This is a genomic window from Neptunomonas sp. (assembly GCF_016744175.1).
In the GTDB taxonomy this organism is placed as follows: domain Bacteria; phylum Pseudomonadota; class Gammaproteobacteria; order Pseudomonadales; family Balneatricaceae; genus Neptunomonas.
In genome coordinates this window covers 1-26,820 of record NZ_JADGEV010000052.1, presented here as the reverse complement: position 1 = coordinate 26,820, position 26,820 = coordinate 1, and the positions used below count along the sequence as shown (strand labels likewise).

The 26,820-nt window shown below is 43.0% G+C and carries 28 protein-coding genes and 5 tRNA genes; 15 read left to right on the top strand and 18 right to left on the bottom strand.

Annotation, left to right across the window (positions count from 1 at the left end; translation table 11 throughout):
• Positions 1 to 67 precede the first annotated feature (67 nt).
• Genes QZZ55_RS17470 through QZZ55_RS17460 form a run of 3 tightly spaced genes read right to left on the bottom strand, consistent with a single transcriptional unit; the run spans position 68 to position 1,474 of the window.
• The gene (locus QZZ55_RS17470; RefSeq protein ID WP_293268708.1) at positions 68 to 826 is read right to left on the bottom strand and encodes an Hpt domain-containing protein; all 759 of its coding nucleotides are present in this window, start codon (positions 824 to 826) and stop codon (positions 68 to 70) included.
• Positions 827 to 832: 6 nt separating this feature from the next.
• Positions 833 to 1,195, bottom strand: coding sequence for a response regulator (locus tag QZZ55_RS17465; protein WP_293268707.1), 363 nt, complete (start codon positions 1,193 to 1,195; stop codon positions 833 to 835).
• A gap of 15 nt (positions 1,196 to 1,210) precedes the next feature.
• Positions 1,211 to 1,474, bottom strand: coding sequence for an STAS domain-containing protein (locus QZZ55_RS17460; protein WP_293268706.1), 264 nt, complete (start codon positions 1,472 to 1,474; stop codon positions 1,211 to 1,213).
• A 460-nt stretch (positions 1,475 to 1,934) separates the two neighbouring features.
• Between QZZ55_RS17460 and QZZ55_RS17455 the strand changes: the two genes are divergently transcribed.
• Positions 1,935 to 2,192 carry a hypothetical protein gene (locus QZZ55_RS17455; protein WP_293268705.1) on the top strand — a complete coding sequence of 86 codons (258 nt, stop codon included), beginning with the start codon at positions 1,935 to 1,937 and terminating at the stop codon, positions 2,190 to 2,192.
• A gap of 42 nt (positions 2,193 to 2,234) precedes the next feature.
• Here the strand turns inward: QZZ55_RS17455 and QZZ55_RS17450 are convergent, their stop codons facing one another.
• The 3 genes from QZZ55_RS17450 to pdxH are packed head-to-tail and all read right to left on the bottom strand — an operon-like array spanning position 2,235 to position 4,026.
• Positions 2,235 to 2,705, bottom strand: a complete 471-nt coding sequence (locus QZZ55_RS17450; protein WP_293268704.1) for a peptidylprolyl isomerase — start codon at positions 2,703 to 2,705, stop codon at positions 2,235 to 2,237.
• 11 nt (positions 2,706 to 2,716) lie between these two features.
• Positions 2,717 to 3,379 (bottom strand): dienelactone hydrolase family protein, encoded by a 663-nt coding sequence (locus tag QZZ55_RS17445; protein WP_293268703.1) that lies wholly within the window; start codon positions 3,377 to 3,379, stop codon positions 2,717 to 2,719.
• On the bottom strand, positions 3,376 to 4,026 hold the full coding sequence (pdxH, locus tag QZZ55_RS17440; protein WP_293268702.1) for a pyridoxamine 5'-phosphate oxidase: 651 nt from the start codon (positions 4,024 to 4,026) through the stop codon (positions 3,376 to 3,378). The genes QZZ55_RS17445 and pdxH overlap by 4 nt, the downstream gene beginning before the upstream one ends.
• Positions 4,027 to 4,235: 209 nt before the next feature.
• On the opposite strand from pdxH, the gene QZZ55_RS17435 reads away from it, so the two are divergent.
• From QZZ55_RS17435 to QZZ55_RS17420, 4 genes are read left to right on the top strand one after another with little or no spacing between them, the layout of a single operon-like run.
• The gene (locus QZZ55_RS17435; RefSeq protein WP_293268701.1) at positions 4,236 to 4,805 is read left to right on the top strand and encodes a paraquat-inducible protein A; all 570 of its coding nucleotides are present in this window, start codon (positions 4,236 to 4,238) and stop codon (positions 4,803 to 4,805) included.
• Positions 4,805 to 5,431, top strand: coding sequence for a paraquat-inducible protein A (locus QZZ55_RS17430; RefSeq protein ID WP_293268700.1), 627 nt, complete (start codon positions 4,805 to 4,807; stop codon positions 5,429 to 5,431). The genes QZZ55_RS17435 and QZZ55_RS17430 overlap by 1 nt, the downstream gene beginning before the upstream one ends.
• Complete coding sequence (locus QZZ55_RS17425) at positions 5,428 to 8,034, top strand: MlaD family protein (protein WP_293268699.1); 2,607 nt, start codon at positions 5,428 to 5,430, stop codon at positions 8,032 to 8,034. The genes QZZ55_RS17430 and QZZ55_RS17425 overlap by 4 nt, the downstream gene beginning before the upstream one ends.
• A 12-nt stretch (positions 8,035 to 8,046) precedes the next feature.
• Entirely contained in the window at positions 8,047 to 8,748 is a 702-nt protein-coding gene (locus QZZ55_RS17420) for a hypothetical protein (protein ID WP_293268698.1), read from the top strand.
• A gap of 32 nt (positions 8,749 to 8,780) precedes the next feature.
• Here QZZ55_RS17420 and QZZ55_RS17415 read toward each other — a convergent pair whose 3' ends face one another.
• The 3 genes from QZZ55_RS17415 to QZZ55_RS17405 are packed head-to-tail and all read right to left on the bottom strand — an operon-like array spanning position 8,781 to position 11,365.
• Positions 8,781 to 9,422, bottom strand: coding sequence for a DUF2959 domain-containing protein (locus QZZ55_RS17415; protein ID WP_293268697.1), 642 nt, complete (start codon positions 9,420 to 9,422; stop codon positions 8,781 to 8,783).
• Between the two features lie 52 nt (positions 9,423 to 9,474).
• The gene (locus tag QZZ55_RS17410) at positions 9,475 to 10,479 is read right to left on the bottom strand and encodes a hypothetical protein (protein ID WP_293268696.1); all 1,005 of its coding nucleotides are present in this window, start codon (positions 10,477 to 10,479) and stop codon (positions 9,475 to 9,477) included.
• Positions 10,480 to 10,525: 46 nt separating this feature from the next.
• Positions 10,526 to 11,365: an alpha/beta hydrolase gene (locus tag QZZ55_RS17405; protein WP_293268695.1), complete on the bottom strand. Its 840-nt coding sequence runs from the start codon at positions 11,363 to 11,365 to the stop codon at positions 10,526 to 10,528.
• 221 nt (positions 11,366 to 11,586) lie between these two features.
• Between QZZ55_RS17405 and QZZ55_RS17400 the strand changes: the two genes are divergently transcribed.
• The 9 genes from QZZ55_RS17400 to QZZ55_RS17360 all read left to right on the top strand — a co-directional run bounded on the left by QZZ55_RS17400 (position 11,587) and on the right by QZZ55_RS17360 (position 21,774).
• A complete protein-coding gene (locus QZZ55_RS17400) occupies positions 11,587 to 12,849 on the top strand; it encodes an HlyD family efflux transporter periplasmic adaptor subunit (RefSeq protein WP_293268694.1) in 1,263 nt (420 codons plus the stop codon).
• A 3-nt stretch (positions 12,850 to 12,852) separates the two neighbouring features.
• On the top strand, positions 12,853 to 16,005 hold the full coding sequence (locus tag QZZ55_RS17395) for an efflux RND transporter permease subunit (protein ID WP_293268693.1): 3,153 nt from the start codon (positions 12,853 to 12,855) through the stop codon (positions 16,003 to 16,005).
• Positions 16,006 to 16,272: 267 nt separating this feature from the next.
• Complete coding sequence (locus QZZ55_RS17390; RefSeq protein ID WP_293268692.1) at positions 16,273 to 16,503, top strand: hypothetical protein; 231 nt, start codon at positions 16,273 to 16,275, stop codon at positions 16,501 to 16,503.
• A 232-nt stretch (positions 16,504 to 16,735) separates the two neighbouring features.
• Positions 16,736 to 17,935 carry a succinyldiaminopimelate transaminase gene (gene dapC, locus QZZ55_RS17385; RefSeq protein WP_293268691.1) on the top strand — a complete coding sequence of 400 codons (1,200 nt, stop codon included), beginning with the start codon at positions 16,736 to 16,738 and terminating at the stop codon, positions 17,933 to 17,935.
• Positions 17,936 to 17,958: 23 nt separating this feature from the next.
• A complete protein-coding gene (locus tag QZZ55_RS17380) occupies positions 17,959 to 18,324 on the top strand; it encodes an ArsC family reductase (RefSeq protein WP_293268690.1) in 366 nt (121 codons plus the stop codon).
• Positions 18,325 to 18,344: 20 nt separating this feature from the next.
• Entirely contained in the window at positions 18,345 to 19,376 is a 1,032-nt protein-coding gene (gene dapD / locus QZZ55_RS17375; protein ID WP_293268689.1) for a 2,3,4,5-tetrahydropyridine-2,6-dicarboxylate N-succinyltransferase, read from the top strand.
• 122 nt (positions 19,377 to 19,498) lie between these two features.
• Positions 19,499 to 20,644: a succinyl-diaminopimelate desuccinylase gene (gene dapE, locus QZZ55_RS17370; RefSeq protein WP_293268688.1), complete on the top strand. Its 1,146-nt coding sequence runs from the start codon at positions 19,499 to 19,501 to the stop codon at positions 20,642 to 20,644.
• Between the two features lie 12 nt (positions 20,645 to 20,656).
• On the top strand, positions 20,657 to 21,496 hold the full coding sequence (locus QZZ55_RS17365) for a putative RNA methyltransferase (protein WP_293268687.1): 840 nt from the start codon (positions 20,657 to 20,659) through the stop codon (positions 21,494 to 21,496).
• Positions 21,493 to 21,774, top strand: coding sequence for a hypothetical protein (locus QZZ55_RS17360; protein WP_293268686.1), 282 nt, complete (start codon positions 21,493 to 21,495; stop codon positions 21,772 to 21,774). The genes QZZ55_RS17365 and QZZ55_RS17360 overlap by 4 nt, the downstream gene beginning before the upstream one ends.
• Before the next feature lie 112 nt (positions 21,775 to 21,886).
• Here the strand turns inward: QZZ55_RS17360 and QZZ55_RS17355 are convergent, their stop codons facing one another.
• Positions 21,887 to 23,197, bottom strand: coding sequence for a DUF945 family protein (locus tag QZZ55_RS17355; RefSeq protein ID WP_293268685.1), 1,311 nt, complete (start codon positions 23,195 to 23,197; stop codon positions 21,887 to 21,889).
• Between the two features lie 154 nt (positions 23,198 to 23,351).
• Between QZZ55_RS17355 and QZZ55_RS17350 the strand changes: the two genes are divergently transcribed.
• Positions 23,352 to 23,744 carry a hypothetical protein gene (locus tag QZZ55_RS17350; RefSeq protein ID WP_293268684.1) on the top strand — a complete coding sequence of 131 codons (393 nt, stop codon included), beginning with the start codon at positions 23,352 to 23,354 and terminating at the stop codon, positions 23,742 to 23,744.
• 6 nt (positions 23,745 to 23,750) lie between these two features.
• Here QZZ55_RS17350 and QZZ55_RS17345 read toward each other — a convergent pair whose 3' ends face one another.
• The 8 genes from QZZ55_RS17345 to QZZ55_RS17310 form a co-directional block, all read right to left on the bottom strand.
• Positions 23,751 to 24,650 carry a DMT family transporter gene (locus tag QZZ55_RS17345; protein WP_293268683.1) on the bottom strand — a complete coding sequence of 300 codons (900 nt, stop codon included), beginning with the start codon at positions 24,648 to 24,650 and terminating at the stop codon, positions 23,751 to 23,753.
• Positions 24,651 to 24,807: 157 nt separating this feature from the next.
• Complete coding sequence (locus QZZ55_RS17340; protein WP_293268682.1) at positions 24,808 to 25,251, bottom strand: hypothetical protein; 444 nt, start codon at positions 25,249 to 25,251, stop codon at positions 24,808 to 24,810.
• A 144-nt stretch (positions 25,252 to 25,395) separates the two neighbouring features.
• Complete coding sequence (gene greB, locus QZZ55_RS17335; protein WP_293268681.1) at positions 25,396 to 25,881, bottom strand: transcription elongation factor GreB; 486 nt, start codon at positions 25,879 to 25,881, stop codon at positions 25,396 to 25,398.
• Between the two features lie 242 nt (positions 25,882 to 26,123).
• Positions 26,124 to 26,199: transfer RNA gene (locus QZZ55_RS17330), tRNA-Lys, on the bottom strand.
• A 7-nt stretch (positions 26,200 to 26,206) separates the two neighbouring features.
• Positions 26,207 to 26,282: transfer RNA gene (locus tag QZZ55_RS17325), tRNA-Asn, on the bottom strand.
• A gap of 14 nt (positions 26,283 to 26,296) precedes the next feature.
• Positions 26,297 to 26,384 (bottom strand) — tRNA-Ser (locus QZZ55_RS17320).
• Positions 26,385 to 26,621: 237 nt separating this feature from the next.
• A tRNA-Lys gene (locus tag QZZ55_RS17315) sits at positions 26,622 to 26,697 on the bottom strand.
• Positions 26,698 to 26,721: 24 nt separating this feature from the next.
• Positions 26,722 to 26,797, bottom strand: a tRNA-Lys gene (locus tag QZZ55_RS17310).
• Between the last annotated feature and the right edge of the window lie 23 nt (positions 26,798 to 26,820).

Below are 26,820 nucleotides of genomic sequence, written 5' to 3'. Positions count from 1 at the left end.
TTCGCCAATAAAATAAACGTTCGTCCACCTACACTGATGCGGCTTTCAAATGATTCTTTTAATGCTTCTAATAACCGCTGTTGGTGATCAGGATTTGCGATGCATTTTTCAGAGGCTGAATAGTTAAAGAACAATCGTCTTCGACCCATTCAAAAATCTCACGAATATCATCTTCAAGACAGTCGCTATAAAGGTCCATTCTCCATGAGAAAAACAGCTCCTCTGGATTTAACTTTTCCAACGAAGGTACGTCATCAGTACAAGGGTGCACCACCAACTTACCGAGTTCCGCTAACGCAGCCATCATCAAAACTGGCTCGTTTCCTGTCATCATTAAGTGAGGTGCTGGTACAAACTCGATATCCCAACCTGAAACATCAGGTGAAGAGGTCTCAAGTGTGCCCACACTTGCTTCACTAAGAACATCAGGCTCTACATTACTATTTGAGGATAACTCTGCATCTAGTTCTTGGTGTATTTTCTTTATCTGAGAATCATCACATTCAACACCATCTCTGGCAGCTTCAAGTAATAAGCGCATGCAATCAACAGACGATAACAACAACCCTTTTAAAGAGTCACTGAAGGGACGCCGTCCTGCTCGCAGTTCGTCCATCAAGGTTTCGACTACATGAGTAAAATCTGTGATATGAGAAAAACCAAAAGTGCCAGCACCTCCTTTTATGGAATGGGCTGCCCGAAAAATAGCATTAATAGTCTCAGTGTCATCTTCTTCAAGATGTAAAAGGCCAGACTCCATGACTTCAAGCCCTTCAAAGCTCTCTTCAAGAAACGTTGGGATGAACTGAGATAGATCGATACTCATAAGAAACTACCTTACGACACGTTTTAAGGTAGTTAACAAAGTGTCGGGATTAAACGGTTTCACCAACCATCCCGTTGCACCGGCGGCACGGCCCTTTTGTTTCATTTCCTGCGAATTTTCAGTGGTGAGCATTAAGATAGGAGTGAATTTAAAGGCCGCCAGCTTACGTAATTCAGTGCATAAAGTAATGCCGTCCATATGAGGCATATTGACGTCCGTTAACACCAAATCACACACAGCATTTTGCGCTTTACATAAGGCATCTTCGCCATCAGTGGCCTCAACAACTTCATACCCTTGTTTTTTTAACGTAAAGGTCACCATGCTGCGTAAAGATACCGAATCATCAACAACTAACACTGTTGTCATTTACAATCTCCAAATCTACAAAGTGATACCTAAAGCATCACTCATACCTAACCATTTAGCATTTTTTGTTAGTACATCTGAGCTTCCCAGCCAATTAATATCTCCCTTGTTTTTTTGTAATGCACGCCTCACTACAAACAATAACTGAATACCAGCCGAGTCAATTTTCTTGAGTGGCGTAATATCTAGATCTAGCACAGAAGACATCATTACTTGCTCAAGAAATTTTTCTTTCCACTGTGATATTTCAATAATTGTCAGGTGCTCAGGTAAAACCATGGTGGACAGCCTCCTCAACAAGCTAATTACAAGATAGCCCAAATACCAACATCCACAGTGATTCATCGACATTTATTGTTAAAACCTTTGTTTTTTCTTAACAAAAGATGTCTTAAGCCTCTTATCTGCATCAATACCTCTAAGCACCATCCTCTTCTTAGAAGAAAAATCAAAGGACTATCTAATTTTAATATTGATTACTCAATTTAAGATTTAGATTGTTTTATTTCAGTTTTTTCACCCTATAAAAAACAATATAACCTCTTATTAAAAACCCTTAAAAATCATGATGTTATGGAAAATCCAAAAACCCATTAAACGCAACTTTAATATTTATTAAAAACTCTTTTAAAACAACAAGTTACAAGACAAATTTTATTGTATTTTATTTGCGATTAATCAATATATATTTTATACTTATCATAAGTTATTAAAGATCATTCATTAAGAGAATAAGACAATGCAAGAAAAAGAAATAAGGCTTCTTTTTAATGCCGGCGTGTTTGAATCTTGTCAGGCAACACCCATTGCCATGTCACGAGGATGGACACTGAAATTTATCGCGAAGGATCAGAATGTTATTACGTTGGATTTACAGCGCAGTAAAAAAGAAAGGGAATTCAAGAGCTTGGACGGCGCAGCAGCTGTCGCTAGGAAAATTGGCTTTGAGTGGCTAAATGTACATATTGGAGAGTTGGAGTGGCGAGAAAAAGTCTAACGGCGTTTGAGAGCTCAAACGCCATCAAAAAAAGAGTACTAACTATGCAGGTACCATTTGCCCTGCTTGAATCTCTTGTGGCGTAGCTTCTCGTATTGACACTATATCAACGTCAAATGTGAGGCTTTCACCGGCATATGGGTGGTTGGCATCAACAGTAACGACGTCATCATCAATTTCGATGACCGTGACAACTTCATCGTCACCGGATTCATTAGTCATATGGCACATTAACCCGACCGATAGCTCGGACATTTCTGCGAATAATTTACGATCAACATCGTAAATTTTCTCTTCATCAATTTCTCCATAAGCTTCTAATGGCGTCAGTGATACGCGAAAATGATCTTTTACTGACCGTCCTGCCATCGCTTTTTCTAAGCCAGGCACAATATTATGGAATCCGTGTAAATAGGGAATTGGCTCTCCACCTTTAGACCCATCCAATACTTCGTCTTTATCATTAATCAATGCATAATGAAAACAGACCACTGCATTATCAGTTATTTGCATAACTGCATCCTCTAATTAGTTAATCGTTGAGTTATCCAGCGCCCTAAAATGGCAAGCGACTCTATCGATACTTCATGAGCCATCGCAAACGTTTGCCATTCAGGACTAAAGCTTTTCATCTTTAATTGCTTCACTGCACTTTCGCCTAAGGACAACGGAACAACATCATCCTGTTTCCCATGCAATGATAAAATAGGCATCGTTGACGCAGCCCATATATCTATTTCTTCAATAGGACGCGGAAGATATGTTGACATAGCGGCAATACCGCCCAGCTTTGCTGTAAAGCTAAGACCCGTCTCATATGCCACCGCACCACCTTGCGAGAAGCCAATCAGGAGAATTCTTTCGGGCACAATACCTAACTCAATCTGCTGCGCTATTATCGCACTAATTCGGCTCACCGAAATTGACAGTTGTTCCTTGTTGATTTCCCGTCCGATTCCCATACTCAAAATGTCGTACCAAGAACGCATCACAAAACCACCATTTATGGTAACAGCTTGCTCTTGTGCATTAGGAAACATAAAGCGAACAGCAAGCTCTTCTGGAAGCTTAAGGTAAGGTATAGTCGGAGGGAAGTCAGAGCCATCAGCACCAAGCCCATGCATCCAAATAACCACTGAGTCGCATAAAGGCTGAGTCTCAATTGTTATCATGTCATTATCGATCACGGCTGCAACCTCTCAATATTCCAAATATCATCTTCTAAAGAGTAACTAAACCGATCATGCAAGCGGCTTTCTCGCCCTTGCCAAAACTCAAATTTAGTCGGTATCAAGCGATATCCTCCCCAACGTTCAGGGCGAGGAATCACCTGATCTGCATACTGAACATGTAGCTGCTCCACACGTAACTCTAATGCTTCGCGTGAGGCTATAGGCAAGCTTTGCTGTGATGCTGCAGCACTCAACTGGCTGCCGACAGGGCGTTGGTGGAAGTACTTATCAGCTTGATCTACAGTCAGTTTTTCAACGTATCCTTGTATACGAATCTGTCTTTCGAGACCATACCAATAAAACATAATTTCAGCTTGTGGGTTTTCCGCAAGCTCTTGCCCTTTCTGACTTTGGTAATCGGTATACCAAGCAAAACCTTCTTCATCAAAGTGCTTTAGCAGTACAATTCTTGCGGAAGGCATACCTTGCTTATTTGCTGTTGCCAGGGTCATCGACGACGCATCATCAGGCCTAACCTTGCAAGCTACATCAAACCATTTAGAAAACTGTGTAAATGGATTGGAATCAATAGCATCTCGAGTAATACCTTGAGTCACATATTCACGACGTAAGTGGGTAAAATCACCCGTATTATCTGACATCTTCGATCTCCTCTTTAAGCCGCCTACTATAACGAAAACTCCCCCCCCATACATCTGCCAAAACAAGTGTTTTAAGCTGATAGCCATAACATCACCCTTTCTGGCATACTGCGCGTTGATACCACACATCCATAGGGCTTATGAGAGATAGGGATTTAGCATCAACTCAACCGGGGAAATTCTGGGTATGTCCAGAATGTGATCTGTTAATGAACCGCCGCGCGATGCCTGATAGACATGAGGCACACTGCCCCCGCTGTCATTCCTTAATCATTTCCAGTAAGCATCACTCTATTGAGTGGACATTAGCACTGGCAATTGCAGGGCTAATCTTATTTCTTCCTGCCAATATTTTCCCTATTTTGACACTTAACACACTCGGCTTGTCACAATCAGAAACGATATTTTTGTCTGTTAAAGCACTTTACGATAGCCAGTTATATGCGGTATCCGCCTTAGTGTTAATGTCCGCTATTATTGTCCCATTGATGAAGCTATTGCTCATGGCCTATTTAAGTGCCTGTCTCCTTTTCCATAAACCTGCACCACTACTCGCATGGGCGATGCGTAGTTACCAGCAATTGGATAGCTGGGGGATGCTAGAAATCTATATGTTAGGCATTTTGGTATCTATTGTGAAACTCGTTGATGTTGCCGATGTGACACCGGGCATAGGCCTATACAGTTTAACCGGGCTTATCATCGTTACTTTACTTACATCAACGCAGCTCGATAAACATCGGTTCTGGCGCCGTATAGAGCAACTGGAGAAGCGGTAATGCAACACTCGGCCCTAACGCATGGCATTATTATTTGTCAACGTTGTGAAAAACCGGCATCAATAGAACAAGACAAGCAACAGTGCCCACGTTGTGGCACCCGCATTCATCGTCGTAAACAACATTCCGTAGCTTATACTTGGGCATTGCTTCTCGCATCAATGATCATGCTAGTACCTGCAAATTTACTGCCTATAATGACATTCAAATCATTAGGGAAAGGAGATCCTGCCACTATTATGCAAGGCGTATTACAACTTCTTGAGCATGACATGCTAGGTATAGCCCTGGTTGTCTTAACTGCATCAATCATTATTCCCGTCATGAAGATTATTGGCTTAATCATTCTCTTGCTCACTATCCAGCTGGGCTGGACAACCAATATGCGACAGAAAATGTTGATGTATCATTTTGTCGAATGGATTGGGCGCTGGTCCATGCTTGATATTTTTGTTGTAGCAATTCTTGCAGCAATCGTTCAACTAGGAAGCCTTGCCAGTGTCACAGGAAATACTGGTGCAACCGCTTTTGCCGCCGCTGTAATTTTTACTATGCTAGCAGCGAACTGCTTTGATACTCGTTTAATCTGGGACAAGCACCTAGAACAATTAGAGGTTTTCCCATGAGCGATAATGATCCAGTTATCACCCACCGCCGTATACCTTCCGCCATTTGGTTTTTACCGTTATTGGCAGCCATCATCGCAGGCTGGTTGGTCTATAAGAACTACGACAGTAAAGGTATTTTAATTGAGGTAATCTTTGATTCAGCTGCGGGATTAGAAGCAAATAAAACCAAGGTATTTTACCGAGGCTTACCGACGGGAGTGGTTAAAGAGTTAAAAATAGATGAAGACCTGCGGCGTATTAAAGCGATGATTGAAATGGTGCCGCAAACCGAAAAAACTCTTACTGAGAACGCACAGTTTTGGTTAGTAAAACCACAGGTATCCCTTTCTGGTGTGCGCGGTTTAGAAACGTTACTTTCGGGTAGTTACATTAGCTACCAACCAAGTACAGAAGGCGAACCTCAGCGAGAGTTTGAGGCCTTAGACCAACCGCCGCCCCCCATTAAAAGCTCTGGGGGACTCTATATTACCCTTACTGCAGATAGTGCACGCTCAGTTTACCAAGGTGCTAAAATTTATTTCCGCGATATTGAAGTCGGTGAAGTACTCAGCCATGCATTAAGCGCAGATGGGAAAAAAGTACTGATCGAAACTTACATAGAACCTCACTTTACCTACCTCATTAAAGAAAATACCCGCTTCTGGAATGCTAGTGGTATTAAGGTTAAAGCGGACATTTCAAAAATCGACATTCAAATTGGATCTCTTGCTTCAATTATTGCTGGAGGCATTCACTTTTCAACACCCGATGAGTCGGCTCCAGAAGCAAAGAATAGCCAAACACTACCGCTGTATGATGACTATGAAGCTGCACAAGATGGTATTGAGGTCACATTAAGGTTTCCTGGCGCTACAGAACTTCGTGAAGGAGCCACCGTTCAGAGCAGGGGTATTCAAATTGGGCGAGTTAAAAAAGTCACACTAACAGATGACTTTAAATACCTTGATAGTGTTTTATTGATTGACCCTCGAGCGCAAGACCTTCTAAAAGAAGGGTCTTTATTTTGGTTACAAAAGCCTGAATTATCTCTTAAAAACTTGGGTAAGCTAAGCACCCTATTACGTGGCAGTTATATTGAAGTAGAGCCTGGTCAAGGTGCTGATAAACGCGCTTATACAGCGCTTGAAATCGCCCCAATAAAACGTCAATTAAGCAACGGCAAAGCCATTAAATTACGTGCTGATCAACTAGGCTCAGTTTCCAAAGGATCGCCTATACTTTATCGTCAACTACCGGTAGGTGAAGTCATTAATTACGAGTTAGACGCTGAAGGGAAGCAAGTCATAATCCATGCGGCAATTGAACTGCGTTACAGCCATCTTATTAAGAGTAACAGCCGCTTTTGGAATGCTAGCGGCATCGACCTCACCGCAAATATTGACGGTATCGAATTACGAACAGAATCAGCGGCATCATTATTACGTGGCGGAATTGCTTTTTTTAATCCTTCAAGAAAAGCTAGTACTCAAAAACACTCTTCTGCCTATCAACTTTATAATAATTACCATCAAGCATCAGAGAAAGGCCGTCTTACTGACAAACGCTTTGTGAAAGCAATGAAAATACGACTGCATAGCGAAGAGTCAGGAGCACTGAATGCCGGAGACCCTATCCTCTACAAACAAATTCCCGTTGGCGAAATAGCACAAACCGTACTTAATAAAGATGGAAAAAGTGTAACGCTTTATGCCTTTATTGACCCGGCATATGATCACTTAATCAATGAAGGAAGCCGTTTCTGGATAGCCAGTGGTATCAAGGCAGACTTTTCATTGAAGCAACTGACTATTCGCTCTGAATCAATAAAAACGCTCATCCAGGGCGGTGTTGCTTTTGAAACTGAATTTACGGGCAAGCCGATCAAACCGAATCACCTATTTACTCTTTACCCTGACCGTACCACCAGCCAGCAACAACCACTGGGAATACAAATCAAATTCCCTGCCGGTAAAAGCCTTCAACCACACACAGACCTTAGATTTAAAGGGCAAGTAGTTGGAGAAGTGATCAGGGTAGCCGTCATTAATGACGGCGAAGGGTTATTGGTTGATCTTAATCTGTTTCGAGACGGTCACTTTTTGGCACGTGAAAATAGTATATTTTGGGTTGTAGAGCCCGCTATTCGTTTAAGTGGAATTGACCACCCAGAAGGTATTTTAACGGGCAACTTCATTGAAGCAGTATCGGGTAATGGCGCAGCAGCTTTCTCATTTAAAGGACATGTTAAAGCCCCCGCTTTTCAAAATAAAGAAGGCCTCAACTTAACTGTTTACGCCCCTACATTAGGGTCTCTTTTTAAAGGCAGCCCCATATTTTACCGTCAAGTGCCCGTTGGATCCGTCACTGGATATGACCTAACTAACAACGGAGAAAACGTAGAAATATTCATAAATATAAAACCTGAGTATGCTCTTTTTGTGCGTAAAGATAGTGCATTTAGCAATGCCAGTGGCATACAGCTAGATTTCTCTTTATTTGAAGGTCTCAACTTCCGTGCTGATAGCTTGGAAACAATGATTGGAGGGGGTTTAAGCTTCACGTCTCCAAGAAACAGCCAACCCGCAGAATCAGGTACAATCTTTATTATTGATGAAATGTAGTGGGGCCAGGTGATGACAATAACTGTACGAGCCATTTTATTAAGCGTCATGATTAGTTTTTTAATGGGATGCCAACAGGGAAAGGTAAGATCTTTTTCCGTTAAAAACCTAGCAAAGTCAGATATCGATATGGTTACAGATGCTCATTTACAAGAGCTCAACAAACTGGCTCGTCAGCTATTAATAAAACTCTACAAACTCAACCCCAGAGAGCTTTCCAAAGCCCCCCCGGGGATGACCGTTGATAAACGTATACATCAGCTATTTAGCATGCCAAGGATTGTTCAATTTGCAGAACTGGGTGAGCCTTACGGCACTACTGCAGTACCAGTAGCATTTAACCCTAACTTTTCAGGTGATAGAGTATTTGCACTTATGGCGGGTGTAGCAGGCATGATTCATGGATCATACAATTACCAAGATGAGTTTTTCATGCTGGATGAAATAGACCAACAAAAACTTTATCACTGTGCCCGTAATTTGGAATCCATCGCTTGGCAATTACATCATAGACATGACAAACGAGGAGAACTACTCCTCATCAGTAATAGCATGAATAATGCAACAAGAGAAACCAATCTAAGTACCGAACGATTATTAGCTAAGATGATTTCTTTACAAGATATGATGGCGCGAATTCTTTCAGATAAGAATAACCGCACCATCAACAAAGTACTCCACGGCGTAGCATCCACTACATTATTACCGATTTAAGAAACAACATCGTTTACGCAAAAACACTCCGCTTACTGAGTTTTCATGGCACGAATAAACGTATCTGACTCTTGGATTGAATGCTGCATCTCATTGATCAGACGATCAATATTCTGTTGAATATCTGCAAACTCGCCTTTAAGTGCACCTACTGCTCTGGCATTCAAGTTATGCTTCAGATATAAAACATTATCATTGAGTGCAGAGAGTACTGGCTGCATTCTTTGCTCCGCTCGCTTCATAACACGTACAAGCGAAGTGTAGCGCTTTTTAGTATCCTTTAGCTGCTTAGCACTTTGCGCACGCAAACTAGCACTTTGATACTGACCTAACTCTTCTTCCCATTCTTCAAACAATGCTTCTGCAACTTGCTCAACACCATCTATGCGCTCAGAAACATTTTCTGCGGCCTCTGCACTGTCATCATATTCTGCTTGTAGTCGGTCATAAAGTGTTTCCAATTTCCCACCATCAAACTGCACCACTGCACGATACTGCTCTAATGCATCTTTAAACTGCTCTTGAGCTTCACCTTGAGCATCCCGAGCACTTTCTACTCTGTCGACCAGAATCTCTCGCTTGTGAACACCCACTTGCTCCATTGCCGAATAATAAGCACTTTGGCACCCTGCCAGCAAAAGCACCCAAGACAATAATAATATTCTGTTTAGCATCTGACCCAATCTCCTTTTAATGTGAATTAGCGATAAATGACACAATTAGTGCTTAACGGCACAAGGTCATTGGCTTATTTATTTGTATATTACTTATTTTATGATTTTCATTAAGCATTAAAGTCACATCGGCACGTCCAGGCATTTCATCAAGCATACTTCTCGTCAAACGCTCATAATGTTGAATAAAACGTACTATTTCTTCTTCATTCATAATGCGCAAATGGTCAGCGGGTTGCTGAGTATCAAAGTTGAACTTAACTCGTTCAGCTAATTTTTTCTCCTGTAGTGATCGCCAGCTATATACTGCCTCCATGTTCGGCACTTTCAACATCACTAAAGAATCAATCATGCTAAATAACTCTTGATACTTCTCTTCTAACTGTCTATTCACATAACGTCGCCAGTCGCCATTAACGTCTTCTACTCTCTCTAGAGAGTTAACAGATGCATTTAGCTTTTCATCATCTTCAGGGAAAGCACCCACACACCAACCTTCAAACACAATAACATCTGCAGGCCCCACCCATTCCTGCCATACGGAAGTAGGGCAACGATCATCAATAGATTTATCAAAAACAGGGATTTTTGTAGGGTTATCAGGGTCGCCAGCTTTTAAAGATTTTATAATATCGATTCCCAACTGAACATCATGTGTACCGGGCACGCCTCGTGTAATCAATAGAGGGTGAACGATTTCTGCTAGCCGCTCACGTTCATGCCGTGTTTTGTACAAATCATCTAGTGAAAAACCAACAACCTTCTGCCCAAACCCCTCACTAAGAATAACTTCAATCAAATTAAACAGCGTTGATTTCCCTGCCCCTTGTGCGCCATTAATCCCTACGACAAGCGGACCGTTTTGTTGACGTTTCCGGCACAACAACCAAGCACCCAGCGGCACATAAAGCGACTCAAACATCTCTTTAAGACCAATATCTACTTTTAACGAAGCAAGTGCAGTCGCAAAGGCTTGTTCAACCGACTTTACCGCTTCTTTTCTTTCATTATGAGTCAGACAAAGCTGCTCAGTAGGCCAAGGGAACAACAAGCTCATTCAGTATCCTTTTTTCAATTACTGGTTCATCTAAAGCACATATCAACTAATTATCTCTCAACCACTGGGTGATCTCTTGAATGTGGGCGTCTTCCATTAACGAAGGAACATGGGGAATTCCTGGCAAGCTATATAATGACATTGCAGCGTTTTCCTGCTGCATTTGCTCTACGGTAGCCCGATTCAACACGTCAGAGTCTTCCCCCCAAATGAGCATTTGCGGGCACTGTATTGCTCGCCAAACAGGCCACAGATCCACGTCCTGAGTAGATGTGGCACGTGTAACATCACCAATCGCAGGGTCATAATGTTGAGTCCACCCCTGAGGTTCCTGTCTAAAACCGTGCTTAGTCAGGTTTTTCCACTGATCCTCTGTTAAGTTGCGTAACCCTATGTAGGTTGTTTGCATAAAGACTTGTGCTTCATCGAGGGTGTCATAATACTTAGGTACAAGATATTCCCCAATTCGCCCGAGAGCCTCCTGTGAAACAAACGCACCGATATCATTCAATATCAATTTTCTAATAGGCGATTTAGGCATGGCAGCTAACAACATACCAATAATCCCTCCCATTGATGTGCCTAGCCAATCTACTTTTTCTACATTCAACCGTGCTAAAAGCACCGTAATATCTGATAAATATTGCGGCATACCGTAGTCTGCAGCATTTAACAGCCAATCACTTTCACCCCTACCTACAATGTCTGGGCATATAACACGATATTCTCGCGATAACGTTTTGGCTATCTCGTCAAAGTCTCGGCTGTTTCTCGCCAAACCATGGACACATACCAATACACGCTCATTATCCTTACTGCCCCATTCGTGATAAACCATACGATGAAGTCCAGAAGAGCTCAATCCTGTTACCGATTCTGTGCGCACGTGCAGTATTCCTTTTAGATTGTAATGTGAAGCATGCTGATACATGTAAGAGCGTATTTACCCTCGTAACTTATCATTCCACAAAGAATTGTAAAGTTGCGTAAACAAACCTCCATATCTGCTCGAAACCAGATAAACTATTTCATCATAAAGCGCTAATACATAACAGATTATTTATTGTGGCCCGTTTTAAAGGTCAAAGACTCTAGGTTGAGGTTGGTATGTCTACTGCGGTTAATCAAAGAAAAACACGTCACCTCACATGGATTTTGCCTCTGCTCGCCTTAGTAATAGCCGTTGGTGTCTTTATGGCGCTCAAATCTAGCAAGCCGCAAACATCTTCCCGTCCAGCACCGGAAAAGACTTGGAGCGTACAAACGCAAATCGTAAGTTTCTCAAGTATTCGTCCTGAAGTTGTCCTATATGGGCAGGTAGAATCGGTACAAATGACACAGCTATCCTCATCGGTCACCGCTTTTGTTGAATCAGTGATCAGCAAAGAAGGACAACGAGTAGAGAAAGGGGAACTACTGGTTAAGCTAGATCCTCGAGATACTCAGCTGATTGTGCGTCAACGTGAAGCAGATCTGAAAAATATAGATGCAAAATTAAGTGCGGCTAGAATTCAAAATAAAGCAGATAAAAAAGCGTTGAATATAGAAAAGAAGCTGTACGCACTGGCCAATAAATCAGTCTCTCGTTACCAAGATCTAAGTAAGCGTAAAGTAGGATCAGATGATCAACTCGACACCGCTAGAAAAAACCTTCAACAGCAAGCCCTCGCCTTAAATAGCCGTGAACAAGCGATCAATGCTTTTCCATCTCAATTGGCTCAATTAAAAGCAGAGCAAGACAAAATTAAAGCATTGCGTGATAGTGCTTTACTGGATTTAGAAAGAACATCGATCACCGCACCTTTTAAAGCGCGCATCTCCAATATAAATACAGCCACTGGTGATCGAGTAAAAAGCGGCGACCCACTCATCACACTGTATGACCCGACACAGTTACAACTGAGATCTCAAATACCTTCCAAGACCTTACCTTGGGTTCGTAAAGGCTTACAAGAGAACCAGAAGCTAGCAGCTACTGCCGTTATCGACCAGCAAATTATAACGTTGCAATTATCACATTTGGCAAGCTCAGTAAGCAATGGCAATACAGGTGTTGATGCCCTTCTTCAATTTACCTTGGGAGAGTTTATTCCTGAACCCGGTCGTACCTTATCTCTAACACTCTTTCTGCCTGAAATTGATCACATTATTACTATTCCGCCTTCCGCTCTTTATGGCACAGATCGAGTCTATCGTGTCCGTGATGCAAAGCTGGAAGCCGTGACTATCAATAAAGTAGGAGATGCGCACAGCAAAAGCGGATTACCGCTCATTCTTATTCAGCCTGGAACCCTTCGCGAGGGAGATTCGCTCATTACCACACAGCTCCCCAATGCCATCTCTGGTTTACCCGTCAAGGCTACGGAGTAACCGATGCGCACTTATAACGGCCCTTTGCAAAACCTGACAGCACTTTTTACCGAACATCGAGTAGCCGCCAACCTGTTAATGATTCTGATGCTGCTTGCTGGGGCATGGGGCGTAAAAAAACTAAACACTCAGTTTTTCCCCTCATTTGAATTAGACATAATCGTTGTTAATGTTGCTTGGAGTGGAGCCGCTGCCGAAGATGTTGAAAAGTCGATTATCTTACCTATTGAAGAAGAAATACGTTCAATTAACGGTATCGATACGATTTACTCTACAAGCAGCCAAGGCCGTGCCTCACTTCGGCTTGAGCTCACAGAAAATGCCGATGTGCAATACACTTTAGATGAGGTGAAGCAAAAAGTAGCTAACATTCGCAGCTCTCTCCCTTCTGATACAGAGGAGCCCGTCGTACAACGCATTATTCGCTATGAAAATATTGCTTCAATGTTAATTACATCAGAGAACGCAGCGATCAGTGAGTTGCGCGTAGTAGCCCACCGTTTTGAAAGAGAGCTGCTCGACAAGGGGATTCGTAAAATAGAATTCACTGGAATGCCGGCAGAAGAGATTGCCATTCAAGTACCCACTGAACAACTCCACTCTCTAGGCATGTCACTGTCTGACATTGCAACCAATATAAGCCAGCGAAGCATCGATTTACCTGCAGGCACCGCAGCTAAAAGCGATGGATCCAGACAAATACGCAGCTTAAGCCAACAGCGCGATGTCGAAGGATTTAAGCAGCTACCTATCATCTCCGATAACACGGGGCGCCTAGTACGCTTAGGAGATGTAGCAGAGATTGACTGGCGAACTAAAGACAGCCAGATAGAGCTCAGTTATCGTGGCCAGCCTGCCATTTTGATGGTTCTAAGACGTACCGAAAGCGACGATACACTGCAGTCAGCCAGTATCATGAAAAACTGGATCAAAAACGCCCGTGAACAGCTACCACAAGGCATTGAATTGGTAACCTACGATGAACGCTGGATGCAAATCCAAGCACGTATCGATCTACTATTAAAAAATGGCCTTGGCGGCTTAGTACTTATCATTGCCATTTTATTTCTATTCCTAAATGCCCGCGTTGCCTTCTGGGTGACTGTAGGCATTCCCGTCTCCTTTATGGCGACTCTCGCCGTCCTTTACATGATTGGCGGCTCAATTAATATGATCAGCTTATTTGGGCTGATCATGGCACTCGGCATTATAGTCGATGATGCGATCGTAGTAGGCGAAGATACACTAACCCACTTACAGATGGGTGAAAGTGGCTTAACAGCCGCCATTGGCGGAGCACATCGCATGCTTTCACCCGTTATAGCCTCCTCCTTAACGACTATTGCTGCATTCCTACCCCTACTCATCATCGGCGGAACTATTGGCAACATCCTTGTGGATATCCCCACCGTGGTGATATGCGTCATCTTAGCGTCCTTGGTCGAGTGCTTCCTAATACTACCAGGGCACCTACACCACAGTTTGCGCAGTAAAGCAGATTTGCACGCATCTAAAACCCGCCTAGCACTCGAAGCGCGAATAAATCATTTCCGTGACCATACTTTTCGTCGTTTTGTCAGAACAGCGATTACTTTTCGCTGGACAACACTTGCCAGCGCAATCGGTATTTTCATTATTGCCATCGGCTTAATAATGGGGGGGCGAGTTAAATTCACATTTTTCCCATCGGTAGAACGAGAAGTATTCACGGCTAATGTGCAGTTTACCGCTGGCACGAATAACTCGCAGGTAAAACAATTTCTAGCGCATTTAGATGGCACTCTTCAATTAACTGAAGAGGAGCTAGGCAACAACCTCATTAAAATAGCATTCCGTGAGTATGGTACCGCCAGTTTTACACGTAAAAGTTCAGCATCCACCTCTGGTGATGAGTTCGGTTCCTTGTATGTAGAAATGAATCCTATCGACACTCGGGACATCACTAATCGGGAGTTTATTAAAGAGTGGCGCAAGAAAATCATAACCCCAGCCGGAATCGAAAAATTTTCTATAGATCAATCAACGAGTGGACCTAGAGGAAAACCCATTGAAATAAAGCTATCAGGCAATAATGTTAGCACCCTTAAACAAGCATCAATTGAAGTACAAACCGTGCTTAAGCAATACTCGGGCCTATCTAATGTTGATGATGATCTCCCTTTTGGAAAATCTCAGCTGATCTATGAGCTAACGCCAGCAGGCAAAGCTTCTGGCTTAAAGCTGCAACAAGTGGGCAGACAATTGCGCGCAGCGTTTGATGGCATAGAAGCCCAAACTTTTTATAACGGCCAAGATGAAGTTTCTGTACGCGTGATTTTACCAGATATAGAACGTAATCGTTTGAGTGCATTGGAATACCTACCGGTCATCCTGCCTGACGGCTCTAGCGCACCACTGTCTAACATTGTGCAATTTTCACCAAAGCAGGGATTAGACACCCTACAGCGAATCAATGGCCAACTCGCCATTAATGTCACTGCGGACTTAGACGAATCAACTGCGAATGCCAATGATATTATTAGTGATTTAGAAACAGGGAAATTAGACAGCGTACTCAGCAAGTACGGTGTGGAAGCCAGCTTTGAAGGTAAAAATAAAGATCAAAGAGAAACGCTAGAGGACATGAAATTAGGACTTCTTCTCGCCTTATGTCTTATCTACATTATTCTCGCGTGGGTATTTGCGTCATATAGCTGGCCTATTACTGTCATGCTCGCCATTCCACTAGGACTAACAGGCGCTATTCTCGGACACTTTTTGACAGGGCTTGACCTAACCATTCTTTCTTTATTTGGGTTTTTCGGACTTTCAGGCATTGTTATTAATGATTCTATTGTTCTCATTACTTTCTACAAAAAACTCCGAGCTACAGGTATGGCAGTAGAAGACGCTATCGAAGAAGCGGCCTGCCAACGACTTAGAGCAGTATTACTGACCTCATTAACAACCATTGCAGGATTGACCCCTATTCTTTTTGAGACATCACTTCAAGCACAATTCCTTATCCCTATGGCAACCTCAATCGTTTTCGGGTTAGCCTATGGCACCTTGCTTATTTTGCTGTTTATCCCCGCTATTCTTACGGTGTTAGAGCATACCAAAGCACATTTAGGGTTGAAAATGCATCAAGGCATGCTTTCAGAAGACTCTCTTTAACATTAACTCTATGGGGCTTTAACCTCATCATACGTCGCCATTCAACAACATACTAAGCTTCTGATATTAAAGAAATAAATATCACAAACAAAACAAGTGTCATTAAAAAGAAACACTAATATTCTTTAGTATGCTAACTCTGTCGATAAAAACACCAGAACTTTTCAAATAACAATATAAGCCACTGTTTTTAAACATAAAAATAATTACTGGCACAATTCCAGCTATACACCGGGTATCCAAACACAATAAAGAGAGAGATAACCCATGAAAAAACTAATCACTGCCGCTGTTTTCGCTTTCGCATCAACGACTGCTATGGCTCAGCCTGTAGGCGGAACAGACCTTTTTGCACTACTGGATGCAGACACAAACCAAGTTATCAGCGCTGAAGAAGCTAAAGTACATGAGCCAGTGTTAGCTCAATTCGACATATTAGACGTAAACAAAGATGGGCAACTAAGCGCAGACGAGTTTAGCTTGCTAGCTAAAGGCTAATTCATTAATCCAGCACCTAACGCTCCGACATGTTCCTTTAACATGTCGGAGCGTTTTTTTTGTTAACAAAACCCTGCAAAACGTAATTCCCCCATCTAGACATCAAGTGTTTGCACACAAGTTGCTCTCATAGAGAGATATCAAAAAGTAAACACTTAATAGACACCGCCGCATCCGGTATACTTCCCTGCCTATTTTTGATAACAGCCTCACCCCAGAGCAGGAAATATTTATGAACCGGGATTTAGCGCGTCTTCAACCCTACCCTTTTGAAAAGCTGGCAGAACTGAAAGCGCAGGTCACACCTCCCGCCGAATTGCCACATATCGCGTTCTCTATTGGCGAGCCTAAACATAAATCTCCTGCTTTTGTTGTTCAAACATTGACCGACAACCTCAATGCGCTTTCGAATTATCCAACCACCAAGGGCATTCCTGAATTACGTAAAACGATTGCCGACTGGTGTACTCACCGCTTTCATTTAAAGGCAGATACGTTAACTGCCGATCAGCATGTACTACCAGTTAACGGTACACGGGAAGCAATATTTGCCTTTACTCAAGCAGCAGTTGAGCGCAAAGAAGGCGCATTAGTGATTTCGCCTAACCCTTTTTATCAAATCTATGAAGGTGCGGCTTACCTAGCAGGTGCAGAGCCTTATTACCTTAGCTGCTTAGGTGAGAACGGTTTTATTCCCGATTATGATTCCGTTCCTAGTGATGTGTGGGAGCACTGCCAGATTCTATTTCTCTGCTCTCCTAGCAACCCAACTGGGGCGGTGACTGATTTTGACACCCTGAAAAAACTCATTGCTTTAGCTGACCAATACAATTTTATTATTGCCTCAGATGAGTGCTACTCAGAAATATATTTAGATGAAGCAAAGCCACCAGTAGGTTTGCTCGAAGCATGTGCTCGCTTAGGCCGCAACGATTTCGACAAGTGTGTGGTCATGCATAGCTTATCTAAACGCTCAAATTTACCAGGCTTGCGTTCAGGTTTTATTGCAGGCGATGCCAAATTAATAAAACCTTTCTTAGAATATCGCACTTATCATGGTTGCTCTATGCCAGTGCAACACCAAGTTGCATCAATCGCTGCATGGCAGGATGAAGCTCACGTGAAAGAGAACCGCGACCAATACCGTGAAAAATTTGCACGCGTCGTTGAAATCCTTTCGCCAGTTATGGATGTACAGCAACCAGAAGCCAGCTTCTATTTATGGGCAAAAACACCGATAGCAGATGCTCTTTTTGCACAGCAACTATTTGCCGAGCAAAACATGACAGTGCTACCAGGCAGCTATCTATCACGTGAAATAGAAGGCTGTGTACCCGGTGCCGGTTATGTACGTATGGCCTTAGTAGCAACACTTGAAGAATGTGTTGAAGGTGCACAACGTATCAAGCGTTTTATTGATGGGTTACGTTAAAAAGCAATAAAGAGAGAATCTATATGAGCATTACGCTTTTTGGCATTAAAAATTGCGATACAATCAAGAAAGCGCGCAAATGGCTGGATACCAACAATATTGAATTCCAGTTTCATGACTTTCGTAAAGATGGACTAACAGAAGCGCAACTAGATCCACTCATCGACTCGCTCGGATGGGAAATATTACTGAATAAGCGCGGCACAACATGGCGTCAGTTATCCGATGCTATCAAAGAGAATATCGATGCAGCATCAGCCCGTTCGCTGATGCTGGAAAACCCGGCGATTATTAAACGTCCGGTCTTGGAGATCAGCTCAGTAGATGCAACTCCACAACGGTTTGTTGGCTTTAAAGAAAACGAATACACAGAAATTTTTCAAATTTGACGTCTAGGCGGAATAAAAACATGAGCTACTTTGCATTTGGTCTGGGTATTGGTACCCAATCTTCTAACGGTGACTGGTTAGAAATTTACTATAACGCGCCGATCCTAAACCCATCGGATGCGCTAGTTAGTGCTGTTGCTGAAAAGCTGAATTACGAAGGCGGCGATGCCGCTATCGAAATCTGTGAAGCACAGCTTAAAGATCTAGAAGCCGCTTTCCTCAGCGTTGATGCAGAAGATCAAGCTGAAGTGGTTGAAGTACTTAAAGGTACTCAGCAGTCACTGGTTATCACTATTCTAGAAACAGACAGTTCGCCAGCATCAACGCCTGAAGTTTATCTAAAGCTTGCCCTACTTTCACATCGTTTGGTTAAACCTCATGGTATCGACCTGTCAGGCATGTTCGGTTTGCTGCCAAACGTTGCCTGGACAAATGAAGGCGCCGTTTCACTTGCTGACTTACCACGTCGCCAGCTATCTGCTCGTGCTCAAGGACGTGTACTAGATGTTCACTCTGTGGACAAATTTCCTAAAATGGCTAACTACGTCGTACCAGAAGGCATCCGCGTAGCAGCGACTTCACGTGTACGCTTAGGTGCATATGTAGGCGAAGGCACAACAGTCATGCATGAAGGCTTCATCAACTTCAATGCCGGTACTATGGGTGTTAGCATGGTTGAAGGTCGTATTTCTGCCGGTGTTGTCGTTGGTAATGGCTCTGACTTGGGTGGCGGTTGCTCGACTATGGGCACCTTGTCTGGCGGTAACAACGTGATTATCTCTGTTGGCGAAAACTGCCTGCTAGGCGCTAATGCGGGCTTAGGTTTACCATTAGGAGACCGCTGCACTGTTGAAGCTGGTCTGTATGTCACTGGTGGCTCAAAAGTAACGTTACTAGATGATCAAAATAATGAGGTAAGCACCGTTAAAGCAGGCGATTTAGCAGGTAAATCTGATTTACTGTTCCGTCGTAATTCACAGAACGGCCGCATTGAAGTTAAGACTAATAAATCAGCCATCGAGTTGAATGCGGAGCTTCATAAGCATAACTAATATGCTCTTGTGGGTTTGGAGTAACGGGTATTTTCATACCGACAGCTCCAAGCCTGCAAATTTCTGCTAAACACACAATATAGTCCTCTTCATTCTCTATTTAGTACCCCCGGAGCCCTGATATGCCGATCCTGTCACCGACAGTCGAACTCACTAAAGAGCTAATTTCACGCCCTTCAGTCACACCAGAAGATGCTGGTTGTCAGGAGCTGTTAATCGAGAAGCTAGAAGCATTAGGCTTTGTTATCGAGCGTTTACCTTTTGAAGATGTTAGCAATTTTTGGGCGCGTCGCGGCACAAAAAGCCCACTATTTTGCTTTGCCGGGCATACTGATGTTGTTCCTACAGGCCCTGCTGAAAATTGGTCTCACCCTCCATTTGAGCCTACTATTTTAGAAGGTTACTTATATGGGCGCGGCACCGCAGATATGAAAGGCAGTATTGCGGCTTTCATAACATCATTGGAACGCTTTATTGAACACCATCCTGACCATGAAGGCTCCATCGCATTATTAATTACTAGTGATGAAGAAGGCCCGTTTATTAATGGTACGACACGCGTTATTGATCACTTGGAAGCTCGCCAAGAAAAAATCGACTGGTGTATTGTAGGCGAACCTTCAAGCACCGCTAAAACCGGTGATACTATTAAAAACGGCCGCCGCGGGTCGCTTAGTGGCAAGCTGAAAGTAGCCGGAATACAAGGACATGTTGCTTATCCACATCTCGTGCGCAACCCCATTCACGAAGCAGTGCCAGCACTAACTGAACTGGCTGCAACTGTATGGGATGAAGGCAATGACTTTTTCCCACCAACAAGCTTTCAGATTTCAAATATCCATGCAGGTACGGGTGCAAATAATGTTGTACCTGGTGAAGTCGAAATCGATTTCAACTTCCGCTTCTCTACAGAGGTAACAGCGGAACGGCTAAAAGAGAGCGTCAGAGACACGCTTGATCGTCATAACCTTGAATGGGATATCGATTGGATCTTATCAGGCAACCCGTTCCTTACCGCCGAAGGCAGCTTAGTAGAAGCCGCCCAGCAAGCGATCAAAGCTGTTACGGGTATGGATACTGAGTTATCGACAGCAGGCGGAACATCTGATGGACGCTTTATTGCTCCTACGGGTGCACAGGTTCTTGAACTTGGGCCTGTTAATGCCACCATTCATCAGATAGACGAGCGAGTGAAAGTAAAAGATCTAGACATACTCAGCGATCTGTATGAAAACATTCTGGCTCGCCTACTGTCTTCAGCTAAATAAGCGACCTAAAAAATGAATGTTACTAGTGGCCACCTAATCTGCCCTGTTTGCTCCCTGGCTTTAACGCAAAAAGAGCGCTCTTTGTCGTGTGAACAAAACCACAGTTACGACCAAGCTAAGCAGGGTTATTGGAATCTATTACTGGTGCAGCGCAAACGCTCCAAAGATCCCGGTGACAACCCTCAGATGGTGGCAGCTAGGACACATTTTCTGGATCAGCACTACTATCAACCATTAGCAGATAAAGTCAGCGAAAGTGTTCAACTAGAGCTTTCAAACAAACCCAACTCTCGCCTCTTAGATATGGGCTGCGGTGAAGGCTACTACACAGCACAGGTAGAAAAAGCGGTGAGCCATGCCGATGTTGAGATCATTGGTCTCGACATCTCAAAGCATGCGGTCAAAGCCGCTTGTCGGCGTAGCAAATCTATTCAGTGGCTAGTCGCATCCGGCGCACAAATGCCGGTACCCGAAAAAAGCCAAGATCTGTTACTAGTAATGTTCAGCCGTCTAATGCCTGTAGCCTTTGCCAAAGTTGTTAAACCTGACGGTTTACTGCTACTAGCATGGCCTGCACAGGAGCATTTACTCGAACTACGCCAACGCATCTACAAAGAGGTAAAAGTCTCTGAGTACGACCCAACAACAGAGCTAGCAGAACAATTTAGCTGTGAAAAGGTAGATACATTACGCTTTGAATTTTCGCTGCATTCTAAGCAGGATATTCAGGCACTATTAGATATGACACCCCATAGCCAGCGAATCAATGACGATAGTATGGCTATACTACTTGCTTCTGCACCGCTTCATCTCACATTTCATGTCAACCTAGGGTTTTTCCGTCGGTTATGACGTGGCGAACAGTCAAGCGTCGCTTGGTAAAACAAGCTGACAATTTCCAACAAAACCTAATCTTACTGATCAGTGGTTTTGGTTTATGTATGCTGGGCATACTGCTCATTACCATAGCAGAATTTATGTTTGGCCAATCACTACAACAGGAGCTAGTCGCACTCTTTGGTATGGCTCTGGTGATCATTGGTATTTTACTCGCAGTTACAGGCTACATTTGCCTAAGTATACTGCGACTGTTTCGTTTTCTAATAAGCGATGAGGATACGAAGAAGTAAAGTTTCATCTCGTTCAGCTATCTACCCATCAGTATGAATCACTTGCGAAAATAGCTAATAACGACGAACCTCACAACAGAAACAGCGCACTGTTTTCAGTGCGCTTTTTTCATTACATCGGTACAGCTTGCCCGTTCAGGGTAGCCACACCCTCTTTTAGCTGAAGTTCCACTTTATATGTATCGTCCAACTTTTGAACAAACCCCATCTGCACAAATAATTCTATCTGCTGAGGGTCATAATCTGGCATCGCTTCAAGCATCGCTGCTGGAGCAGAAAATTGCGCATCTAGCGTCAAGTATTCTCTGATCTGGTCAGGCCGGGCCATAATTTCAGATACTTGAAATGGTGCAATATCTAACGCCGCTTCCCCTTGTGCCTTATGTCCATTCCAACCCATAGACAAGTCATTGATATCCGCGCCAATGCCTTTCTCAGTAACACCATCAGCAACAACTATCATGCCTTCCATTTGCTGCTGCATGACCTGAGGGTCACTTTGCATACCTTGTAGCATGATGGCCAAATCACGTGTTGCGGCGTAATCTAAATCAAAGCTAAGTTTAAGATTAAGATCAGTGAAAGCAGGCGCTGTTTTTCCTACTTCTACAACATGAACAGAGTCTGCTGCATAACCAATAGACATCAGCATCCGGCCTTCATCTAAACGTTGCTGCACCTCTAGTCGCAAGCCGTTAGCTTCAACGTTATATTGATCACTTTCAACAAGAATATTCTCAATATTGAACAATGCATCAACTGTTTCAGCCATCACTGCTTGAAGTGGGTCATCATGATCTAAACGGCCACTTTCAGTTCCATTAATACCTTTAACTGAAAGCTTAAATTCTTGTGTATCAACCACGCTGTCTTGCATTTCCAGATCAAGACTAAAATCGCGCCCCTCTTGATCGAAAGTCATCTCAATAGCGCCAATAGTGGCGGTACCTTCTTCTGATTTTACAATGAATTTGGCTGATTCAAACTCTCCATCCATCACTAACTGGCTAGAAAGCGGACTAAAGCTTTGTTGAAGCTCCATCACAAATGGCTCGTCGTCGGCATCAGCTTGAAATGATTTCAATTTAGTTAACAAGTTTCCTTCCGCCAGAGTCAGTGTCGACTCTGCATTTAAAAAACCATGCTTCACTTCAAGGTCAAATGGGATATCTCGCCCACCCATCCATTCTTGAGCACCCTCAGGCAATTCTTCAGGAGTGTAAACCAATGTATAGTGAGAACTATAAAACCCTGTTTTTGCTTCTGAACGAATAATGCCCTGCCCTTCAGACTGAAGTTGGGCTTGCTCTACGGCTTTCTCGATAAAATTGTCAGCTTCTTTACCCGAGTGATATACACCCGCCAAATAGATAGCTGAAAGCCCAAGCACAGATACACATCCTATGACTGTTTTTTTATTCATTCCACACCCTTAATTTAAGTAATTTCCTGAGCAGAAGGATACATGATCTTTCCTTAAAGGAATATCTACTCAGAACTTGCTCCCCCCTTGAACATCCATGCGTAGCAACGCATACTGACGTCCTTCTTCAACTGAATTATATTGATAAGTAGCAATGACTGATCAGCGCCATCCGGATATTGAAATTTATATTAAAAACCGCTCGATCTCTTCTGTCGAGAATTGGTTATCTGCACTGGGTACCGATCTAAAAACCTTACCAGCGCAAAACGTATCAGATAAAAACACTCATGAGTTTTCAGTGATCATTGCAGGAACATCCATTCCCGTTTTTATTCATGAACGTGCAGCTGGAAAAGCATGGACCAGCGTATGGTTTAAGTCCGATCAAACACCTTGGGTAAAAGATCTAGATTGTGCCAGAGTGGCTTCTGTCGCCTTAGAAACACAAGTGCGCTGTATTGCCAGTGGCTGGAAAAACGGTGACGATCCCGACGAATGGTGGAAAGTTGAAGACAGTATCGAAGAACTAATTCAATGGATCTAAACTTGATCAACACTGAGGTTTAGTTCTATAAGCTGCATACTGCTGATAAACAACCGCCAAAACAATCATTACCAAGCCTAAATATGTAGCATTGGCAATCTCCTCTCCTAAAATACTATGAATCAATATTAGCGATAGGAAAGGAGATAAAAAAATCAGATTACTTACACGACTGGCATACATCGCAAGCTTCATCGCATTCATCCACAAAATAAATGTCACTCCCATCTCAAACACTCCAACATAAACAGCACTGACAACACCTGCCATGCCATTAGGCATGCCATCAACCAGCAGTGTTGCTAACAACACCAAGGGCGTTCCATTTAAGAAACACAGCAACAAGGATATTTCCGAAGGCGTTTCATTCTTTGTATTAATTAACCAATACAAAGCCCATAAAACAGTACTAAACAGTGCTAACGCGACACCAAAGCCGCTAACAAACTCCATACCCAATACGTCGCCTCGGGTAGAGATCACCAACACACCAAGATAACCAATAACAAGCGCAATGATATCTGAACGCTGTAATGATTGCCCTAAGATAGGAACCGCCAACAACGACAAAACTAATGCCCACGTATAATTAAGTGATTGCGCTTGCTGTGCTGGCAACAAATCATAGGCTTGAAAAAGAATCACATAATATAGAAAAGGATTAAGCGCCCCCAGTACAGCAAACCTTAGAGGATATTTTTTCCAAAACACCATCACCTCACACCAAGAGTGCCTTCTGATAACAGCAACAAACAAAACTACAACAGAGGTCACACTCGCAATAGAGAGGAGCTGCAACGGTGTTAGATGCTGTAACGCCAACTTAAATGCAGTTGCTACCGTTGACCACAGCAATACAGCACTTATCCCTAATACCATCGCCTGCTTTTGGTTTTGCACACCCATGCTGAAGTACCCTGAATAAAAAAGCCCACCCGATTTACAGCACTTAATAGCAAAGCCCCATAAAACCAGATCAAGCGGTCGTTCCGAAAAGATAGTTTATATTAAGGATCAGCAATATCGTTTTGCATAATACTTGCGGATTAGTTCAAGTTTACACTTAAGCTTGTACAGAAACGGAAGGTACGGACACCTGCGACTTACCTATCTGGTCTAACATCAGTCGACCTGAAGACAGCAAAGCCATTTTTGCAAATTCATCTGCAGCCTCACGACGCACTCGCGCTATATTAGAACGCGCATCGATATGGCTATTAATATATGCAAAGTCACCTGGCAATTTATCGTTTACTGAATGATTCAGGCGCTCAATGAGATAGGGAGTATGCAGTTCATCAACCGAAGGATAGCGTTCTTCGGGAAGAGCAAAACCTTCTCCCTGGCCTTGCTGAACAGCCTGAGAAGAGTGTTGGTAGCTATTTGATTGATTTGTCGATATTAGACTAAGCAACATCGCAAACTGAGCACCATGAGACGCCGTCACCGCTTGTGGCAATGACGAAGTATATGTCTCTATTCGCGCCTGTATTTTTTCAGTTTGCATGTTCGCCTAAAATCTCATCAGTTGCTTCTTAATGTATCGGCGGGCTATAGATATTCTTTACATTTTTCATACACTTTGCGAGCGCTAATCCGCATTTCTCAATAACTACTTTGTCAGCTTACTTATATTAACGTCTATAATGCTCTATTCAGATAGTACTTCAGAATAAGATACATTATTCACATACCAAAGTTTTTCACCTTTAGGCGTAGGAACAACAGCCTCATCACCCACCCCCTTTTTAAGTAAAGCGCGTGCCATAGGTGAGTCAATCGAGATGTAGTCATTACGACCATAAATTTCATCGCCACCAACGATACGAAACTTCTTTAGCTCTTCATCCTCACTAACAACGTCTACCCAAGCGCCAAAAAAAACTTTGCCCTCTTGCTGTGGCGAATAATCAACAATTTTAAGCTGATCCAGACATTTTCTTAAGTACCTAACCCGCCTATCAATTTCTCGTAAAATCTTCTTGTTATATTGATAGTCCGCATTTTCACTACGGTCTCCTAAGCTGGCTGCCCATGTGACTTTTTTAGTTATTTCAGGGCGGTATTCAAGCCACAGGTATTTCAGCTCTTTTTGTAAAGCTTCATGACCTTCACGCGTAATTAAATTTGTTTTCATAACATTGTAACCATACTTTAAATACCATTAACGCGAAAAATATGCATACGTTTTGAATTAACACTAACACAGAGCAGCAACCTCTCTCGGGAAGCAACATAATAAAATCGAAGCTATTACAGGCCAGATAGCATGAAGTCAAGCCAATAAAAACGAAGAGCAAATCAAAAATATAACGACGATAATAGAAATTAGAAAAACAGTAAGAGAGGGGATCGTATATTTTACATGTCACGTTATGATGGTGGGGCGTATAGGATTTGAACCTATGACCAATTGGTTAAAAGCCAACTGCTCTACCAACTGAGCTAACGCCCCTCTGAAGTGGCTCCTCGAGCTGGACTCGAACCAGCGACCAATAGATTAACAGTCTACTGCTCTACCAACTGAGCTATCGAGGAACTTCAGTATCCAATGGCGGAGGGGCAGGGATTCGAACCCTGGGAGCCTCGCGACTCGTCGGTTTTCAAGACCGGTGCTTTCGACCACTCAGCCACCCCTCCTATTGGATGGGCGCAGATTCTATAGTGTTGAGAAAAAGTGTCAACCCCCTTTAAATAAATATCAACAAAGAACAGGGCTATTCTAGAGAAGCAATGCCATCAAACGAAAATCAGCACAAGCTAAATAAAGTGAGATAAAATAAAAAACGGCGAAGGGGAAATAAGAGAGATAACTATTGTGAGAAAATTTAGATAATAGCAGGGAGGTTTGAAAAAATTTAACAAATCACATCAGGATGGTGGGGCGTATAGGATTTGAACCTATGACCAATTGGTTAAAAGCCAACTGCTCTACCAACTGAGCTAACGCCCCGTCCTGAGGTAGATCTGTAAAAATTGGTGGGGCGTATAGGATTTGAACCTATGACCAATTGGTTAAAAGCCAACTGCTCTACCAACTGAGCTAACGCCCCTCTGAAGTGGCTCCTCGAGCTGG

Bases quoted from the DNA above. Each gene is read 5' to 3' on its own strand.
- QZZ55_RS17470 (WP_293268708.1), bottom strand. From the start codon at position 826: ATGAGTATCGATCTATCTCAGTTCATCCCAACGTTTCTTGAAGAGAGC.
- QZZ55_RS17465 (WP_293268707.1), bottom strand. From the start codon at position 1,195: ATGACAACAGTGTTAGTTGTTGATGATTCGGTATCTTTACGCAGCATG.
- QZZ55_RS17460 (WP_293268706.1), bottom strand. From the start codon at position 1,474: ATGGTTTTACCTGAGCACCTGACAATTATTGAAATATCACAGTGGAAA.
- QZZ55_RS17455 (WP_293268705.1), top strand. From the start codon at position 1,935: ATGCAAGAAAAAGAAATAAGGCTTCTTTTTAATGCCGGCGTGTTTGAA.
- QZZ55_RS17450 (WP_293268704.1), bottom strand. From the start codon at position 2,705: ATGCAAATAACTGATAATGCAGTGGTCTGTTTTCATTATGCATTGATT.
- pdxH (WP_293268702.1), bottom strand. From the start codon at position 4,026: ATGTCAGATAATACGGGTGATTTTACCCACTTACGTCGTGAATATGTG.
- QZZ55_RS17435 (WP_293268701.1), top strand. From the start codon at position 4,236: ATGAACCGCCGCGCGATGCCTGATAGACATGAGGCACACTGCCCCCGC.
- QZZ55_RS17430 (WP_293268700.1), top strand. From the start codon at position 4,805: ATGCAACACTCGGCCCTAACGCATGGCATTATTATTTGTCAACGTTGT.
- QZZ55_RS17425 (WP_293268699.1), top strand. From the start codon at position 5,428: ATGAGCGATAATGATCCAGTTATCACCCACCGCCGTATACCTTCCGCC.
- QZZ55_RS17420 (WP_293268698.1), top strand. From the start codon at position 8,047: ATGACAATAACTGTACGAGCCATTTTATTAAGCGTCATGATTAGTTTT.
- QZZ55_RS17415 (WP_293268697.1), bottom strand. From the start codon at position 9,422: ATGCTAAACAGAATATTATTATTGTCTTGGGTGCTTTTGCTGGCAGGG.
- QZZ55_RS17410 (WP_293268696.1), bottom strand. From the start codon at position 10,479: ATGAGCTTGTTGTTCCCTTGGCCTACTGAGCAGCTTTGTCTGACTCAT.
- QZZ55_RS17400 (WP_293268694.1), top strand. From the start codon at position 11,587: ATGTCTACTGCGGTTAATCAAAGAAAAACACGTCACCTCACATGGATT.
- QZZ55_RS17395 (WP_293268693.1), top strand. From the start codon at position 12,853: ATGCGCACTTATAACGGCCCTTTGCAAAACCTGACAGCACTTTTTACC.
- QZZ55_RS17390 (WP_293268692.1), top strand. From the start codon at position 16,273: ATGAAAAAACTAATCACTGCCGCTGTTTTCGCTTTCGCATCAACGACT.
- dapC (WP_293268691.1), top strand. From the start codon at position 16,736: ATGAACCGGGATTTAGCGCGTCTTCAACCCTACCCTTTTGAAAAGCTG.
- QZZ55_RS17380 (WP_293268690.1), top strand. From the start codon at position 17,959: ATGAGCATTACGCTTTTTGGCATTAAAAATTGCGATACAATCAAGAAA.
- dapD (WP_293268689.1), top strand. From the start codon at position 18,345: ATGAGCTACTTTGCATTTGGTCTGGGTATTGGTACCCAATCTTCTAAC.
- dapE (WP_293268688.1), top strand. From the start codon at position 19,499: ATGCCGATCCTGTCACCGACAGTCGAACTCACTAAAGAGCTAATTTCA.
- QZZ55_RS17365 (WP_293268687.1), top strand. From the start codon at position 20,657: ATGAATGTTACTAGTGGCCACCTAATCTGCCCTGTTTGCTCCCTGGCT.
- QZZ55_RS17360 (WP_293268686.1), top strand. From the start codon at position 21,493: ATGACGTGGCGAACAGTCAAGCGTCGCTTGGTAAAACAAGCTGACAAT.
- QZZ55_RS17355 (WP_293268685.1), bottom strand. From the start codon at position 23,197: ATGAATAAAAAAACAGTCATAGGATGTGTATCTGTGCTTGGGCTTTCA.
- QZZ55_RS17350 (WP_293268684.1), top strand. From the start codon at position 23,352: ATGACTGATCAGCGCCATCCGGATATTGAAATTTATATTAAAAACCGC.
- QZZ55_RS17345 (WP_293268683.1), bottom strand. From the start codon at position 24,650: ATGGGTGTGCAAAACCAAAAGCAGGCGATGGTATTAGGGATAAGTGCT.
- QZZ55_RS17340 (WP_293268682.1), bottom strand. From the start codon at position 25,251: ATGCAAACTGAAAAAATACAGGCGCGAATAGAGACATATACTTCGTCA.
- greB (WP_293268681.1), bottom strand. From the start codon at position 25,881: ATGAAAACAAATTTAATTACGCGTGAAGGTCATGAAGCTTTACAAAAA.